Annotated in this window: 15 protein-coding genes; 5 read left to right on the top strand and 10 right to left on the bottom strand. The window is 62.7% G+C overall.

Translation table 11 applies throughout. From position 1 onward, the window contains the following. The first annotated feature begins 10 nt into the window (after positions 1–10). Positions 11–670 carry an ABC transporter permease gene (locus tag BLS26_RS24315; RefSeq protein WP_092515134.1) on the top strand — a complete coding sequence of 220 codons (660 nt, stop codon included), beginning with the start codon at positions 11–13 and terminating at the stop codon, positions 668–670. Further along, on the top strand, positions 667–1494 hold the full coding sequence (locus BLS26_RS24310) for a substrate-binding domain-containing protein (RefSeq protein ID WP_092515133.1): 828 nt from the start codon (positions 667–669) through the stop codon (positions 1492–1494). Before BLS26_RS24315 ends, BLS26_RS24310 begins: the two co-directional genes overlap by 4 nt. A gap of 259 nt (positions 1495–1753) precedes the next feature. On the opposite strand, the gene BLS26_RS24305 is transcribed toward BLS26_RS24310, so the two are convergent. The 5 genes from BLS26_RS24305 to BLS26_RS24285 form a co-directional block, all read right to left on the bottom strand. Next, positions 1754–1960: a hypothetical protein gene (locus BLS26_RS24305; protein ID WP_092515132.1), complete on the bottom strand. Its 207-nt coding sequence runs from the start codon at positions 1958–1960 to the stop codon at positions 1754–1756. A gap of 71 nt (positions 1961–2031) precedes the next feature. Next, complete coding sequence (locus BLS26_RS24300; protein ID WP_092515131.1) at positions 2032–3231, bottom strand: hypothetical protein; 1200 nt, start codon at positions 3229–3231, stop codon at positions 2032–2034. Further along, positions 3228–4241, bottom strand: a complete 1014-nt coding sequence (locus BLS26_RS24295) for a hypothetical protein (RefSeq protein WP_092515130.1) — start codon at positions 4239–4241, stop codon at positions 3228–3230. The genes BLS26_RS24300 and BLS26_RS24295 overlap by 4 nt, the downstream gene beginning before the upstream one ends. A 216-nt stretch (positions 4242–4457) precedes the next feature. After that, the gene (locus BLS26_RS24290; RefSeq protein ID WP_092515129.1) at positions 4458–4733 is read right to left on the bottom strand and encodes a YiaA/YiaB family inner membrane protein; all 276 of its coding nucleotides are present in this window, start codon (positions 4731–4733) and stop codon (positions 4458–4460) included. Between the two features lie 43 nt (positions 4734–4776). Next, entirely contained in the window at positions 4777–5472 is a 696-nt protein-coding gene (locus BLS26_RS24285) for a PspA/IM30 family protein (RefSeq protein WP_092515128.1), read from the bottom strand. Between the two features lie 102 nt (positions 5473–5574). On the opposite strand from BLS26_RS24285, the gene BLS26_RS24280 reads away from it, so the two are divergent. Next, positions 5575–6186 (top strand): TetR/AcrR family transcriptional regulator, encoded by a 612-nt coding sequence (locus BLS26_RS24280; RefSeq protein WP_092518512.1) that lies wholly within the window; start codon positions 5575–5577, stop codon positions 6184–6186. Positions 6187–6408: 222 nt separating this feature from the next. On the opposite strand, the gene BLS26_RS24275 is transcribed toward BLS26_RS24280, so the two are convergent. The 5 genes from BLS26_RS24275 to BLS26_RS35945 all read right to left on the bottom strand — a co-directional run bounded on the left by BLS26_RS24275 (position 6409) and on the right by BLS26_RS35945 (position 10706). Then, on the bottom strand, positions 6409–7383 hold the full coding sequence (locus BLS26_RS24275; protein ID WP_092515127.1) for a quinone oxidoreductase: 975 nt from the start codon (positions 7381–7383) through the stop codon (positions 6409–6411). Between the two features lie 66 nt (positions 7384–7449). Beyond that, positions 7450–7863 carry a Rieske (2Fe-2S) protein gene (locus tag BLS26_RS24270; RefSeq protein WP_092515126.1) on the bottom strand — a complete coding sequence of 138 codons (414 nt, stop codon included), beginning with the start codon at positions 7861–7863 and terminating at the stop codon, positions 7450–7452. 10 nt (positions 7864–7873) lie between these two features. Beyond that, the gene (locus BLS26_RS24265) at positions 7874–8986 is read right to left on the bottom strand and encodes an amidohydrolase family protein (protein WP_092518510.1); all 1113 of its coding nucleotides are present in this window, start codon (positions 8984–8986) and stop codon (positions 7874–7876) included. Between the two features lie 20 nt (positions 8987–9006). Continuing rightward, complete coding sequence (locus BLS26_RS24260) at positions 9007–10068, bottom strand: amidohydrolase family protein (RefSeq protein ID WP_092515125.1); 1062 nt, start codon at positions 10066–10068, stop codon at positions 9007–9009. Between the two features lie 116 nt (positions 10069–10184). Continuing rightward, a complete protein-coding gene (locus BLS26_RS35945) occupies positions 10185–10706 on the bottom strand; it encodes a hypothetical protein (RefSeq protein WP_157676574.1) in 522 nt (173 codons plus the stop codon). On the opposite strand from BLS26_RS35945, the gene BLS26_RS24255 reads away from it, so the two are divergent. After that, on the top strand, positions 10707–12947 hold the full coding sequence (locus tag BLS26_RS24255) for a hypothetical protein (protein WP_157676573.1): 2241 nt from the start codon (positions 10707–10709) through the stop codon (positions 12945–12947). 147 nt (positions 12948–13094) lie between these two features. Then, complete coding sequence (locus BLS26_RS24250) at positions 13095–13577, top strand: hypothetical protein (protein WP_092518509.1); 483 nt, start codon at positions 13095–13097, stop codon at positions 13575–13577. The last annotated feature ends 1146 nt before the right edge of the window (positions 13578–14723 follow it).

The raw sequence follows: 14723 nt of genomic DNA, 5'->3' as shown, positions 1-14723 counted from the left end.
AGGAAACAGATTGAACGAATTTGTTCACATCGTTGCACTCTCCATCGGTATCAGCCTGACGGCGACATTCGCAGCTGCGGCGATCAGCCTGCCTGCGGGAGCCGCGCTTGCGATCTTTCCGTTTCGCGGCCGAAGGGCCGCCGTCGTTTTGATCAACGCGTTCTTCGGGCTGCCTCCTGTCGTGGTCGGCCTCGTGCTTTATCTGACCCTTTCTCGTTCTGGACCATTGGGTTTTCTGCAATTGCTGTTCACCCCCGCCGCGATGATCATTGCACAGGCCGCACTGGCAACACCGATCATCACAGCGCTGGTTCACCGCGCCAGTGAACGGGCCTGGGCACGATATGGCGACGAGTTGACCTGCGACGGTGCGTCGCGGTTTCAGGCCATGCCACAGATTCTCGCGATCATCCGGGCAGACCTGCTGACGGCAGTCCTCGCGGGATTTGGCCGCACTGTTTCCGAGGTCGGCGCGGTGATACTCGTTGGCGGCAATATTCGAGGACTCACGAGGACCATGACGACGGCAATTGCGCTGCAAACCAGCCAGGGCGACCTGCCATTGGCCCTGGCCCTCGGCGCGGTGCTGGTTGGAATCAGCATTTCGATCAGTGCCACCATGTTTGCATTGGCCGGCACTGCAAGAACCGCAGGGAGCGATGAAGTATGATTCCAAATCGATGGGCGCTTGCCTTCTTCGCTACTGTTCTTGCGATCGGACCGGGTTGGAGCGCGGACAGCGCCACTGTTCTGGCGTCCACGACGTCGGTCGAGGCCTCCGGATTGCTGGCGAATATCCTGCCGCAGTTTACCGCCAAGACCGGCATCACCGTCAACGTCGTCGCGCAAGGCACCGGAAAGGCACTCGACACCGCGCGCCGTGGCGACGCCGACGTGTTGCTGGTGCACGACCCGGAAGCCGAGCAGCAGTTCATGGATGAGGGCCATGGTTCGGTTCGACGCCAGATCGCCTGGAATGATTTTATCATCGTCGGACCGTCCGCCGATCCGGCGCGCGTTCGCGGCGGCAATGACAGCGTCAAGGCACTGAAGGCTATCGCCGCGGCGCAGGCACCATTCGTTTCCCGGGGCGACAAGAGCGGCACCAATGCCGCCGAACTGCGCCTTTGGAAAAGTGCCGGTCAAAGTCCCGATACGCTTGCGAAGGAAAAATGGTATCGCGACGTTGGCGGAGGGATGGGTCAGGCACTCAATGCTGCCAGCGCCATGAACGCCTACACGCTGTCCGACCGCGGGACATGGCTCAGTTTCAATAACAAGGGGTCGCTTGTCATCGCTATCGAAGGCGATGCGCGTCTGCTCAACCGGTACGATGTCATCGAGTTGAATCCGCAGAAGCATGCGGGCTCGAAGCTCGATGCAGCCAAGGTTTTTGCCGATTGGCTGGTGTCGCCGGACGGTCAGCAGGCGATCGGTGCATATCAGGCCAATGGCGAAAAGTTGTTCAATCCGTCCGCCGCAGCGCCAAAATAGGGCTGAGGCCTGCAAAACCCTCACATGCGCGCTGCCGTAGGGTGGGCAAAGCGAAGCGTGCCCACCATTCAGTTCAGCGATACCGGATAGAATGGTGGGCACGGCGCTGCGCGCCTTTGCCCACCCTACGAAGCTTTCATTCCGGGGCGATGTGCAGCATCGAACTACGATGTGCAATTGCACATCGGAGAATCTCGAACTTCCGGGTCTGGTCCTTCGGACCATCCCGGAACGACAGCCAGCTACGACGGCGAAATCTTCACAGCGTCTCTTGCTTGTGGCCGCACTGCTTGCAGGCGAACTTGACCCGGGTGGCGCCTTTTTCGGCCTGCAGGCGGTTGGGCGCGCCGCATTTGCCGCAGGTGGTTTCGATCCTGGTGTTGCCCTGTTTGATGGTGAGGGCTTTCTTTTCCATGGTCTCGCGGATCAGGCGCTCGGCCTCCTCGCGCATCGCTTGCTTATCCATCGGCCGCACCTGTCATAGAGAGCGTCCGCTGCGCTCCAATACAGGCACCTAACACAGATTGGGGCCGGCCGTCACGCCGCTTCCGGCGTCAATGCCAGCAGGCGCCGCACCAGCGCCAGTGCGGTCTCGGTGGCCGGATCGGCGGAAATAACGGGAACCGCGAGCGCCAGCACGTCGACCGGATCATGCGACAAAATGATCAGATGGGTGGCATTGCCGGCCTTCATCAGGGAAACCACGCGCTCGACCGCGGGATCGGACGCGGCCAGCCCCCAGGGCGCGTCGGGGCGGCGCAGCACGCGGCGCGCGGACAGGAAATCGCGCAACAGCGGCGGATCGTAGGCAGCGAGATCGCCTTCACGATAGCGCCGGGCGCTTTCGAACATCGGGTGGCGCGCAAGTTCCGCGATCAGTTCGTCACGGGTCCGGGCGGAGGACGCCGCGACCGAGTTCAGCACGCCCGGCACCTCGGCCTCGAACAGCGCCCGTAACGTATCTGTCATCAATCCGATCGTCAGCACGCCCGCGATCGCAATTGCGCTGAAGCGCATGATCTGTGCAGCATCGACATCATCAGAGACGCAAGCGGCGGCCGCGCCCAGCAGCGCCGAACTCATCAGCCGCAACGCCGCCAGCAAGATGCCTTGCCGCCGGGTCTCGGCGCCACTGCCCGCAATCAGCACGGCGGTGACAACCAGCAGCGCGCCGAGGGCACCGAGCCTGACCGGGATATCGGGCACCAGCGCCCGAAAGTCGGTGACGACGAACGGGATCGCGATCACCGCGCCCGCCACGAGGCGGCCGATGCTGCGGTTTTCGGAAGCCAGCAGCGAATTGCGGTTCCGCATCGCCAGCAACCACGCGCAGCAGGCAAAGCCCGCCAGTTGAAGCGCCGCCAGGAGGACGGCGAAAGGTCTGGCGAAACTCTCCGGCCCAAAGATGCAGCCAAGACCGATCAGGACGGCGCCGGCCAGCGCCGCGATCTTGAGGATGCGCGGTGCATGGCGCCGCAAGATGCCTTCGGTAACGACCAGCGCACCCAGCGGCACCAGAGCAGCCGGAATCGACGACAGACGATCGAGCCAGTCGCTGCCGCTCCACCACGCAATGCCGCGCGTCAGAAACAGGACGGCCACAACGCCGAGCAGAAACAGCAGGCGGAGGGTCAAGGGACTGCGCGGATCGCGCCGATGCAGCGCGAACATCGCAACGCCAAGGCCGAGCGCGCCGCAGAGGTTGACGATGGAATCCGCGATCACGCCCGATGTCATCGGCCACCTCGCCACGGCCGCAAGCTGCCGAACGCGCGCGTGTCGTCCATCCAATGCATCAGGGGAAGCACCAGCCGCTGCAACGCCAGCACGGCTGACGCCGCCAGCAAGGCCGGCAGCGAACCGGCCGGCACGTCGCGCTGCAGATAACGGCGCGCGCCGGCGAGGTCGATGCGGCCGAGCTGCAGCAGGTCGTCGCCCCTTCCGTAATCGAGCTCGCGGGCGCAGAACGCATTATATTGCTCGTCGCGGTGCTTTGGCGCGGCGTGATAGGTTTTCTTCAGCGCATCCGATCCGCCGGTATAGGCGTCGGTGATGACGAAGCGTTGCTCGTCGAATCCGGCCTCGTCGCCGACGCCGAACACGGCGCGGTGGTTTTTCATGATTCCACGCGCCAGCTGCAGGTGGGCAAAACTTTGCCGCACGGCCGCATCCGGCGACGGAAACACATCCGTGAACGTCTCGCAGACCATGCCGGCCACGGCTGGCACCTGCGTCACGTTCGAGATCCATTTCGCCCGCAAGCCGTCGCGGGCAAACAGCACCAGCGTGGTCAGGCCATAAAGCACCCACGACAGCCCCTGCCCCTGCACATCAGGATCGACCATGACGAGGCCGAGATGCGTGACCTGCTCCACCTCACCGTCGAGTTCGACGTCCATGACCGACAACGCGTTGAAGGCAATCGGGCATCCCGTCCCTTCTTCAGAGATGAGCGTGACGATGGCGCGCGACAGCCGTTTGCGCTCGCCGGAGAAGATACCGTAAGTCAGGCTGCCGGCCGGCAGCGTCTTGCCGGCAATGGTGCGCAGATCCGCGACTAGTTCGTCGAGGTCTTGCTGCGACAGCGACAGGCCCGGACTTTCGACGATCCGCGTCGTCATGCCGGCATGGGTGCGCAAGGTGAGATCGATGGTTGGCTGCGAAAACGCTTTCAGCCAGAACGCCACATGGCCGGGCACACGCCCGATCGCGCCGCGGAGCCGCGCCAGGCCCGCGCTGCGACGCATCGCCGAAATGCCTTTCCCAAGAGATGCCATGCCACTTGCCTTTATACAGGCAAGCGTTGTGCGCGGCGCCTGTTAAGGAGCCATGAGTGCGGCGAAACAGGGTTGCGAAAGGGTAAAAGATGTTTGAACGGCGGCGTCGGAAAGCCATCGCCGGACAAGCGAACGGCGGATGCGCAATGCACCCGCCGCCCACCTTCGCCAGCGCCACGTCACAGGTTACGCGGCCTTGGAAACTTCCATCAGCAGGCGTTCGGCCTTGGCATCCTCGATGCGGTTCACCATCCGGCCGCTCTCATGCATGTCGCGGATGGTCTTGGTCAGGGTGACGCAGGATTGAATCAGCATCACGATGCCCATCGAGAGATAGCCCTTCATCCAGAGGTCGATCGGCAAATAGAACACGCCGAGGGCGACCATGAAGGCGGAGGCGGAGAACGAAACGTAAGTGAAGGTGACCCAGGCGTTGCTGTGGGGTTGGACATTCTGGTTCATGACAATCTCCTGTTGTTGAAGGTTGGGTTGATCAGTTTCGGGTTCAGGCAGCTTGCGTGCGTTTGGCATTCAGCCGCGCGAGCACGTCATCGGCGGTTGATTTGAGCCGCGGTCCAAAACCCTGTTCCGCGAGCTTTTCGGCGGTCGCCAGCGGGCCGCTGGCGGCATCGAGTTCGACCAGGGCCTCGTCGGCGGCCTGGGCTTCGATCTGCCGTTCGCGAAGACGCTTCAAAGTGCGTTCCGCCTCGGGCAGCGTGGCTTCGTAAGGCCGCGCCGCTTCGATGCCGCCCCGCCGCAGCGCGCGAACCGCTTCCGCCGCGCGGGCCAGACGACGGCCGCGGTCGAGGTCGGTGATCCGCGCCTCGGCGCCGGCGACCTGGCGCTTCAGGCGCGTGATCTCCGAAGCGAACAGCGTCCGCGCGGTCATCGCAGCGTCGCGGTCGGCTTCGAGATTGGCGATCTGCTGCGCGGCTTCACGGGCGAGATCCTCGCGACCACCATCGAGCGCCGCTGTGGCGCGGAGTTCGAGATCCGCGATCCGGGCATTGGTGGCGTCGAGGCGGCGGCCCTCCTGCTGGTCCTGGGCGATCGCCAGCGCCAGCGTGCGCTTGGAACGCTCCACGGCGGCGGCCGCATCGCGCATCTGCTGGTCGAGGATCAGAAGCGCCGAGCGGTCTTCCAGTTCTTCTCCGGCGGCGGCCACGCTGCCCCGGAAGAGCGTCAAAACAGTTTTGAACATTTGCAGCTCCCTGTGTTATGAGCATTGCTCATGAATCAGTCGTATCATATCTTGAGCATTGCTCAAGTATTTTTATGAGCAACGCTCAAAAATGTGATCGATGTGTCTAAAGCACTGGAAAGACGAGAGAAACTTCGAGAGTCCCTGATCCTGGCGGCGGAAAGAAGCATTTCGGCCGGAGGATTGGCGGCGCTCAAGACCCGGGAATTGGCGCGGGAAATCGGCGTCGCCAATGGCGCGGTCTACAATCTCGTCGAGGACGTGGATGAACTGATCCTGCGGGTGGGATCGCGCACGCTTTCAAGGCTCGACGCAGCGCTGAGCTCAGCCGAAAGCAACGGCCCCGCCTCGCCGGCCGAAACACTGGTGCGCATCGCGGTCGCCTATTGCGATTTCGCCGCCGATAACCTCGAACTCTGGCGCGCACTGTTCGAACACCGGATGACGCCGGGCAAGCCCGTTCCGGAATGGGCGATCGGCGAACAGATGGAGTTGTTTCGCCACATCTACCGGCCGCTCGCCGCGTTGTTTCCAAAGCGATCGGCGGACCAACTCGGCGTCACCGCACGCAGCCTGTTCTCGGCCGTGCATGGCATGGTGCTGCTCGGGCTCGAGCAGAAACTGATCGCGGTGCCGGTCGAAGCGCTGCGCAAGGAGATCGCGGCCATCGTGCGCGCGATGGTCGACGGGCTGGCGGCCTCCCCGTCACCCTGAGGAGCGCGTAGTGCGTCACGAAGGGGGGCGGGCCGGTGCGTACATCCTTCGAGGCTCGCTAACGCTCGCTTCGCAATTCCTCTGTCATGCCCGGGCTTGTCCCGGGCATCCAGGTCTTGAATGCATCGGCCCTGGCAAAGACGTGGATGGCCAGGACATAGGCGAGCGGAAGCGACGCCGTCCTTCGGACGGCTATGCCCGGCCATGACGGAGAGTGTTGCATTACACCGTCAGCACCGTCGAGCCCGTGGTCTTGCGCGCGGCGAGATCGGTGTGGGCTTTGGCGGCGTCCTTGAGTGGATAGGTCTGGTGCACCTCGATCTTGACCGCGCCCGATTTCACCACCTCGAACAGCTCGTTGGCCATCGCGACCAGGTTGGCGCGCTTGGCGGCATAGGTGTTGAGCGTCGGACGGGTGACGTAGAGCGATCCCTTCTGTGCCAACAGGCCGAGGTTGAGCGGATCGACGTTGCCGGAGGAGGCGCCGAAAAGTGCGGCGACGCCGAGCGGGGCGAGACAATCCAGCGATTTCAGAAAGGTGTCCTTGCCGACCGAGTCATAGACTACCGGCACCTTGGCGCCGCCGGTGATTTCGTCGACGCGCTTCACGAAATCCTCTTTGGTATAGATGATGGTGTGGGCGCAGCCATGGCTTTTCGCGAGCGTAGCCTTCTCTTCGCTGCTGACGGTGCCGATCACGGTAGCGCCGAGATGTTTTGCCCACTGGCTCAGGATCAAACCGACGCCGCCGGCCGCGGCATGCAGCAAAATGGTGTCGCCGGATTTGACGCGATAGGTCTGGCGGATCAGGTATTGCGTGGTCAGGCCCTTCAGCATCATCGCCGCCGCGGTCTTGTCGTCGATGCCTTCCGGAATTTTGAGCAGCCGGTCGGCCGGGATCAACCGCGCCTCGGCATAGGCGCCGATGGGTGCTGCGCCGTAGGCGACGCGGTCGCCGGGCTTGATGTCGGTGACGCCAGCGCCCACTTCCTCGACCACGCCGGCCGCCTCGCCGCCGAGCCCGCTCGGCAGTTGCACCGGATAGATGCCGGAGCGGTTATAGATGTCGACGAAGTTCAGGCCCACGGCGGTATGGCGGATGCGCGCCTCGCCCGGACCGGGCTTGCCGACCTGCACTTCCTCCCAGACCAGAACATCTGGACCACCGGTCTTGTGATAGCGAATGGCGTGCGTCATGGGAGGGCTCCTTGGGATGAGATAATGCTGGATAGAGGGTGTAGCCGAAACCGAAGGCGCCGTGCCTCACGTCTCGATGATGACGTAGCTGTCCTCGACATGCACCGGAAACGTTTCGGCTACGTAAGGCCCCTTCTGCAGTTCCTCGCCGCTTTCGACCGCCACCGGATAGGAACGGATTTTTACCCGCGCCGGATCGAAGTATGATTGGCCGTTGCGCATGTCGAATTCCCAGCCGTGCCACGCGCAGCGCAGCAGTTCGCCGACCCGCGAGCGCTGGTAGACGCCGGGCTCCGGCGAGGTCAGCCGCGCCACGCAGGCCGCCTTCTCCAGCGGCGCGCCGGCATGCGGGCAGCGATTGAGCAGCGCGAAGAATTCGCCATTGACGTGGAACACAACGATGTCGCGGCCTTCGACGCCGACGACCTTGTTGCCGCCGGGCGGAATCTCTGAGGTACGCGCAACGATGTGACGGGTCATATCAACCTGTTCAGAACTTGTAGATCGATCGTGCGTTGCTGCTGAAGATCTTGGTGCGCTCGACTTCCGTCAGCGGCGTCCTGAACGCGTAGCGCGGATCGTCGAAATCCCAATGCGGATAATCCGACGAGAACAGCAACCTGTCGGCGCCGACCCAATCGATCAGCGCGCGCAGATGCCTGCCTTCATCGGGCTCGTCGATCGGCTGGGTCGTGAACCAGAAATTCTCCTTCACATATTCCGACGGTTTGCGCTTCAGGTGCGGCACCTCGCTGCGGAAGGCCTCGAAATGCCGGTCCATGCGCCAGGTCGCCGACGGGATCCAGCCGAAGCCGCCTTCGATGAAAACGATCTTGAGATTCGGGAAACGTTCGGGAACGCCTTCGAGCACCAGGCTCGTCAGCTGCGCCGCCATCGTATGCGCGTTGCTCTGGTGCTCCTCGGCGTAATAAGACGGCCAGCCGCCGCCGGTCGGCGCGTGCCCGCCATAGCCGCCGACGTGAATGCCGAGCGGCAGGCCGAGTTCCTGGGCGCGCGCGTAGATCGGCCAGTAGCGGCGACGCCCGAGTGGCTCGTTGGCGCGCGGGCAGACATTGATCTGCACATAGCGGCCGACCTTGGCGCAGCGTTCGATTTCGGCGATCGCGAGCTGCGTGTCGTCCTGGCCCGCGAGGATCGAAGCCTTCAGGCGCGGGTCGCGGTCGGACCAGAACGCCAACTGCCAGTCGTTGATGGCGCGCTGGATCGCGGCGCCGAATTCGAGATTCTGTTGCGAGAAGATGAAGAGATCGAGCACCTGCAGGATGCCGAACTCGACATCGAGCGGATCGAGGTGCTGCTTCTGCATGAAAGCGAGATCGGAGCCGGGCGGTCCACCGGTCGGCGGCCAGGCGTCGCGGCGCGCGATCAGCGGCGAGGAGCGCGGATACGGCGTGGTGCCGATATAGGGCGTGCGCAGATGGCTGCCATAGGTGCGCAGGTGCTCCTGCCAGCGCTTGGGCAGGAACTGATCGAGGTCGCTGTGCGCGTGAATGCTCGGATGCACGTCGCAATCGATGATGCGCAGCCGGCTTTTGGCCGCAACTTCCTGGTCTAGAATCGGGCGGTCGATGACGTCGCTCATGCGATCCTCCTGGTGGATGTTCAAGCGGCCAGCTTCAGCCGCGGAAAGGTTTCAAGCGGATTGTCTTCGCACACACGCGAGATGAGACTGGCCGGCAGGTGCGCCGGCATCGGATCGTCGCCGTCGAACTGCCAGTGCGGATAATCCGACGCGAACAGGAACATCTTGTCGGAGCCGATCTGCTCGATGATGTCGGCGACGCCAGCCGCATCCGGCGGCCCGTCGAACGGCTGCATGGTGACGCGGAAATGATCGCGAATGATCGAGGCCGGCTCGCGCTCGACCCAGGGCACCTCGACGCGCACGCCCCGCCAGGTCTTGTTGGCGCGCCACATGAAGGCCGGCAGCCAGCTCACGCCGGATTCCATCAGCACGACTTTCAGGTCGGGAAATTTGCCGAACACGCCTTCATAGACCAGGCTCAAAATCTGGGCCTGCATCGCCTGCGCTTCGGCCAGGTAATATTCGTAGCGATAGGACGGCCAGCCGATCGAACTGGGCGATCCCCGGTACTGGCTGCCGGCATGGATCGCGATCGGCAGCTTGTGTTTCTCAGCCGCCTGCCAGACCGGCCAGAAGTGCCGCTTGCCCAGGAGATGGTCGCCCTGCGCCAGCACCAGCACCGAGACGAACCTGGTGTCGCCGGCGAGCCTCTCGATCTCTTCCACCGCGAGATCCGGCGCCTGCAGCGGCACCACGATCGAGGCACGGAGTCTTGAATCCTTGGACAGCCATTCAGCCGCGATCCAGTCGTTGATCGCCTTGCAGAAAGCGGAGGCCATGTAGGGATCGAACACCGCCTGCGCGCCGTACAGCACATTGCAGATGGCGTGGCTGGCGCCGAGCTGGTCGAACGCGCCGCGCTGCACCATCGCGAGATCACTGCCCGGCTTGCCCTGCGCCGGCCGCCAGTCGGCGCGGCCGGAAAACGGCATGTTGGGCGGATAGGAATTGAGGTCGAGGCCGTCGATCGCCCGGCTGACCACCTGTTCTTTCCAGTGGTCGTCGAGATAGGGCAGCAGCGTGGTGCGGGTTCCGCCTACCGCCGGATGGATGTCGCAGTCGATCCGCGTGGCCGCCATGGAGGTTCCTCGGGACTCTTTATATTTGACGCGTTCTCTTCATATTTGACGCGTTCTCTTCACGCGAACCGGGGTCCACCCCGATCAAGTCCGGGGCAGGCTTTCGCTTGAAAACGCTACGCCTTCGCGATCTTTGCGTCGCGCCTCGAATGTGCCGCTGACGGCCTTCCGGTGCAAGTGTTTATGCCACAACAGGAAGTCAGGGCCGGGACCGCAAAACGCATAATGCGGTGAATTTGTCCGGCAACAGCGCAATGCGACCGCTCGCCCATTGTTTTTTCACTCAACCAAAGCGAGAATGCCGTCCAGCCATCCGCAAAGCCGTTCAGCTCTATTTTTTTGACCGTCCAGGGGCGATTGAATTCGCAATGACGGCGGCAATTGACGAATTCCCGGACAGTATCGAGGCCTCGATGACACAAACCGTTGATTTCAAAGCCGTCTTCAGCGCGGAGCTTGACGCCATTCGCGACCGCCATAACCGGACTGCACACAAAACAATTGAGCCGAACGACACCAGCGATCCAAGCACGACGAAAGAATTGACCGGCATCACCTGTTCGGGCGGCGGCATTCGGTCCGCATCGTTCTGTCTCGGCGTATTGCAGGGCCTTCAATCGAAGCAGACCCTCGAGCAAATGGATTATCTTTCGACCGTTTCGGGCGGCGGATATATCGGCACGACGCTGACGATCGGAATGTCGTCGCATAACGTGTTTCCGTTCGGCCGACTCGATCAGGAGAACCGCGAAACTCCGGAAGTCCGTCACCTTCGCGACAATTCCCGATACCTGGTGCAGAACGGACTGCCCAGCGTCATCAGCGCGATAGCGATCTATCTCCGCGGCATCATGATGAACATCCTCGTGATCCTGCCGATCCTGCTGTGCGCGGCCGCAGCCCTGGTGTGGCTCAACCCGGATACCAAGGAACTGACGATCCATCGTTTCCTGTGGCTCGATCTGACCGGGGTGTTCGGTGAAAGCCGGTTACCGTTCACCATCCTGACGCTGCTGGTCGTGGCGGGATTGCTGATCGTCTATGCGATGCTGGTTTCGGTGATGCGGATCAAGCCCCTCGCCGAGCGGCGGAAATCCGCACGATTAGCCGCAAGCATCTTTGTGTTGGCGCTGGTCGCTATATTTCTCGAAGTCCATGCCGCATTGCTCGAGCTGGTATTCGAGTCGCAACAACTGATCAAAACCGCTGGCGCCGGCGCTGCCGGCAAGGGTTCGTTTTTCGGATTCTTCGAGTTCATATTCAATAACGGAAAGGCCTTTGTGCTCTATATCAGCCCGTTCGTCCTGCTGGTCCTGCCGTTCATCAAAGGCCTGATCACAAAAGCGACGACCACGCAGAGCACGAGCTGGGGCGACTTCGCGCGCAAGCTGGCCAGCCGGGGGCTGCTGCTGTTTGCCGCCGCGGTGGTCCCGCTATTGCTGTGGCTCGGCATGATGCAACTGGCGTATTGGGGAACGGAAATTTCCCAATGCCCGGGCACCGACAAGGTCCTGAGCTGCGCGCGAGAGCAGATCGTGAACGGCGGCTGGCCGCATGCCCCTGCCTTCCTGGCGGGGTATTTTGCGAAGACGGCCTACTACCACGGCGCCTTCCTCTCGTTTGTGATGGCCGCCGCCATCCTGTTCCTGTTCTGGTTCTTCCTGAGCGTCAATTCCAACTCGCTGCACCAGCTTTATCGCGACAGGCTGGGTTCGGCGTTCCTGATCAAGCGCGAGAACGCCGCCGGGACCGGCGATGAGATCGCCTATGCGGACGATTTCGAGCTCACCGCCATCGACCCCTCACGCACGCCGTATCACCTGCTCAATACCGCGCTCAACGTTCCCGGTTCGACATTCGCCAATCGCCGCGGGCGCAACGCAGATTTCTTTGTGTTCAGTCAGGGCTATATCGGCAGCGAAGCGACCGGCTATGTGGATACCAAATCTGCCGAGGACGTCGTCGATGGACTGAATATCGGCACCGCCATGGCGATCTCCGGCGCCGCCGCGGCGCCGAACATGGGGATGGCCTCGATACGGCCGCTCTCGCCGACGATCGCGCTGCTCAACGTCCGGCTTGGCCGCTGGGTGCGCCACCCCCGCGACATCGCACATCGCGCGACCAGGCTGGAGGCCAAGCGGGCGAAGAGCGCGGCGAAAGCCGGCGCTCCCGCCGGCGAAGCGCAGCTCCGGCGCATACCGGGACCAATTCACTTGCTGTACGAGGCATTCTCCAAGACCGGGGTATCGGTGGAGCGACTGGACGCCAAGACGCTTCATGAGCGAAGCGGCTTCGTGTTCCTCACCGATGGCGGCCATATCGATAACCTCGGCATGTATGAATTGCTGCGGCGGCGCTGCAAGCTGATCATCGTGATCGATGGTGAGGCCGATCCCGATTTCCATTCGGGATCGCTGGTCCAGGTCGAACGCTTCGCGCGGATCGATCTCAATGTCATCGTCCGGATGAACTGGGAGCCGATCGGCGCGCGAACCCGCGGTGTCGCCGCTGAAATCAGCAACAACCAGTTGACGATCGAAGCGGGCCCGCATGTCGCTCTCGGCTCGATCAGCTACCCTCCCCTCGCGCCCGGGGGTGACCGCGAGAAGGGCGCGCTGGTCTACATCAAGGCTTCGCTGAGCGGCGACGAGAGCGACTATATCCTCGCCTACAAAAGGGCCAATCCGGCATTTCCTCACGAGACGACGCTGGAGCAGCTCTTCAGCGAAGAACAGTTCGAAGCCTACCGGGGTCTCGGCGAGCATATCGCCCGGCGGTTTCTGGACGGCCGGGACGGCGTTGCCGCGTATTCCGACGAAAAGGACGAACTGCTGGCAATCGTGCGCGCCATGTTGCCCGCCTCGACCCTGACCTGAGAAACCCGCGTGGCCGCCTGCCCGAAAAGCCCATCGAGAGGGGCTGGCGCTTGCACCGTGGCGTATGAAATATTCGCCACTGGCGAAGCGCGCCGCCTGTGCTACCGACGGCCGCGCATGGCGATGTTCGACCTTGAGGAAACGAAGATGAAATCTGGCAACCTGGCGGTCCTCACTGCCCTTCTCATGACCGGCGCATCCGTGGCCCACGCGGCCCCGGCAACCGTCAGCGGTCCTAATGCGCTGGCGCTGGCCGGCGTGGTGGCGCTGTATTCGCCGCTGCTGTCAGGCGACGAACGGGAAACCGCCGCCGCGCTGTTCGTCGGCGAAAAGGACGTGCCCTACGCCAGGAAGATCACGATATCAGCCGACAAGATCGTCTGCCGGGTCAGCAATGTCGACATCACCGCGCGCTCCTGCGAGCTGACGTTCAGAGGCAAGAAGCAAACCATCAACGGCCGCCGGGCCAGCGAAGTCTTCGCCACCGAAGCCTTGGCCGGCGTCGCGTCCGAAGGCGCCGCCGGATCGGTGTTCGAGAGCCTGTCGAACCTGAACTGCACGCTCGATCCCAAGGCGATCAAGCAAAAGGACGGCAGCGGCGCGAGTTGCACGTTCGATCCGGGGAATTGAGGAAGGAGCGAGCGCCGCGAAAACAGCCTTACAGCGTTCTGATCGCGCCGGGCATCCGTCTCGGCTATCACCGCAACTGCGGCGCCGGCACATGGTCAGTGAAGTGCAATGGCCGGCTCAAGCGCTTCGCTCTCGCCGACGACTCACGAGGACGCCAAGGGCGAGAGCATGATGAATTACCGGCAGGCACCGAAGCACGCCAAACCGCCAAGCCATCGCGATGAAAGTCGATCATTAAGCTAACCGATCAACCTTAACTAGCGATCACGAGCCCCGGACGAGAGTCCCAGTATTTCACCGGGAAGACGGAACCTGAAAAGGATCACATATTCTAACAATGGCAAATATTCTAACTGGGCTACCCATGGTAGAAGTCACCGCGCCCGATGGGCGGAGGTCGCTTTGGGTAGCGGCAGTGGCGCCGCCGGACGCTGTGGCCGCTGTCGCACGGATAATTCCAGCGAACTATGCTGCCGCGCTCTCAAGGCGCCGCCTATCGCTCGGCCGGAAGACAGACGAACTTCGGCACGGAGAAGTCCGAAGGGTTTTGCTGTGACGAACCACAGCTTGTTCGGCCGGTCCTTTGAACTGGCTTCTGCCCCGTCCTAGCCAGAACGCACTACCTCATTAGGGCGCTTGCTGGTTCCGCAATTTCACGGGTTAGTGAGAGGTGACTGCGTGCGTCGGCTCTAGCCACCCGATGCGCTGGCAAACGACCTCAGCCACTAACGCCAGCCCCTGGCTGAGGTCGTTTTTTTGCGGATGTTGCCAGCGAACCGGACTTTACGGCGCGCTGAGGACGAACCGGATTGAAAAGGCGACGCAGACGGCGATACCAGCGCATGGGATTGCGAGGCGCATCGGAATTCCCCCTCTACCCAATCCAAAGTGGGACGCTGCCAACATAGTCGGGGCGCCTTTCCCGTCCACCCGAGGGAGGGCTTTAGGGTGCATCCATCGGTTTGCGCTGATCGCAATCGAATGGCTGCAATGATCGTCCGAGCAATAGATCAACAGGCTACAGCGGTCCCTTCTCCCACAAGGGGAGAAGGGAAGACCCCCGCGATTGACAGGGCAATCGATCCCCACCCAAATGGCCACCCGAAAAAGAAATAACCAGGGCGGATCGCGTGGCGGATCAGATAC

This window comes from Afipia sp. GAS231 (genome assembly GCF_900103365.1).
In the GTDB taxonomy this organism is placed as follows: domain Bacteria; phylum Pseudomonadota; class Alphaproteobacteria; order Rhizobiales; family Xanthobacteraceae; genus Bradyrhizobium.
This window is presented reverse-complemented; position numbering and strand designations above follow the sequence as displayed.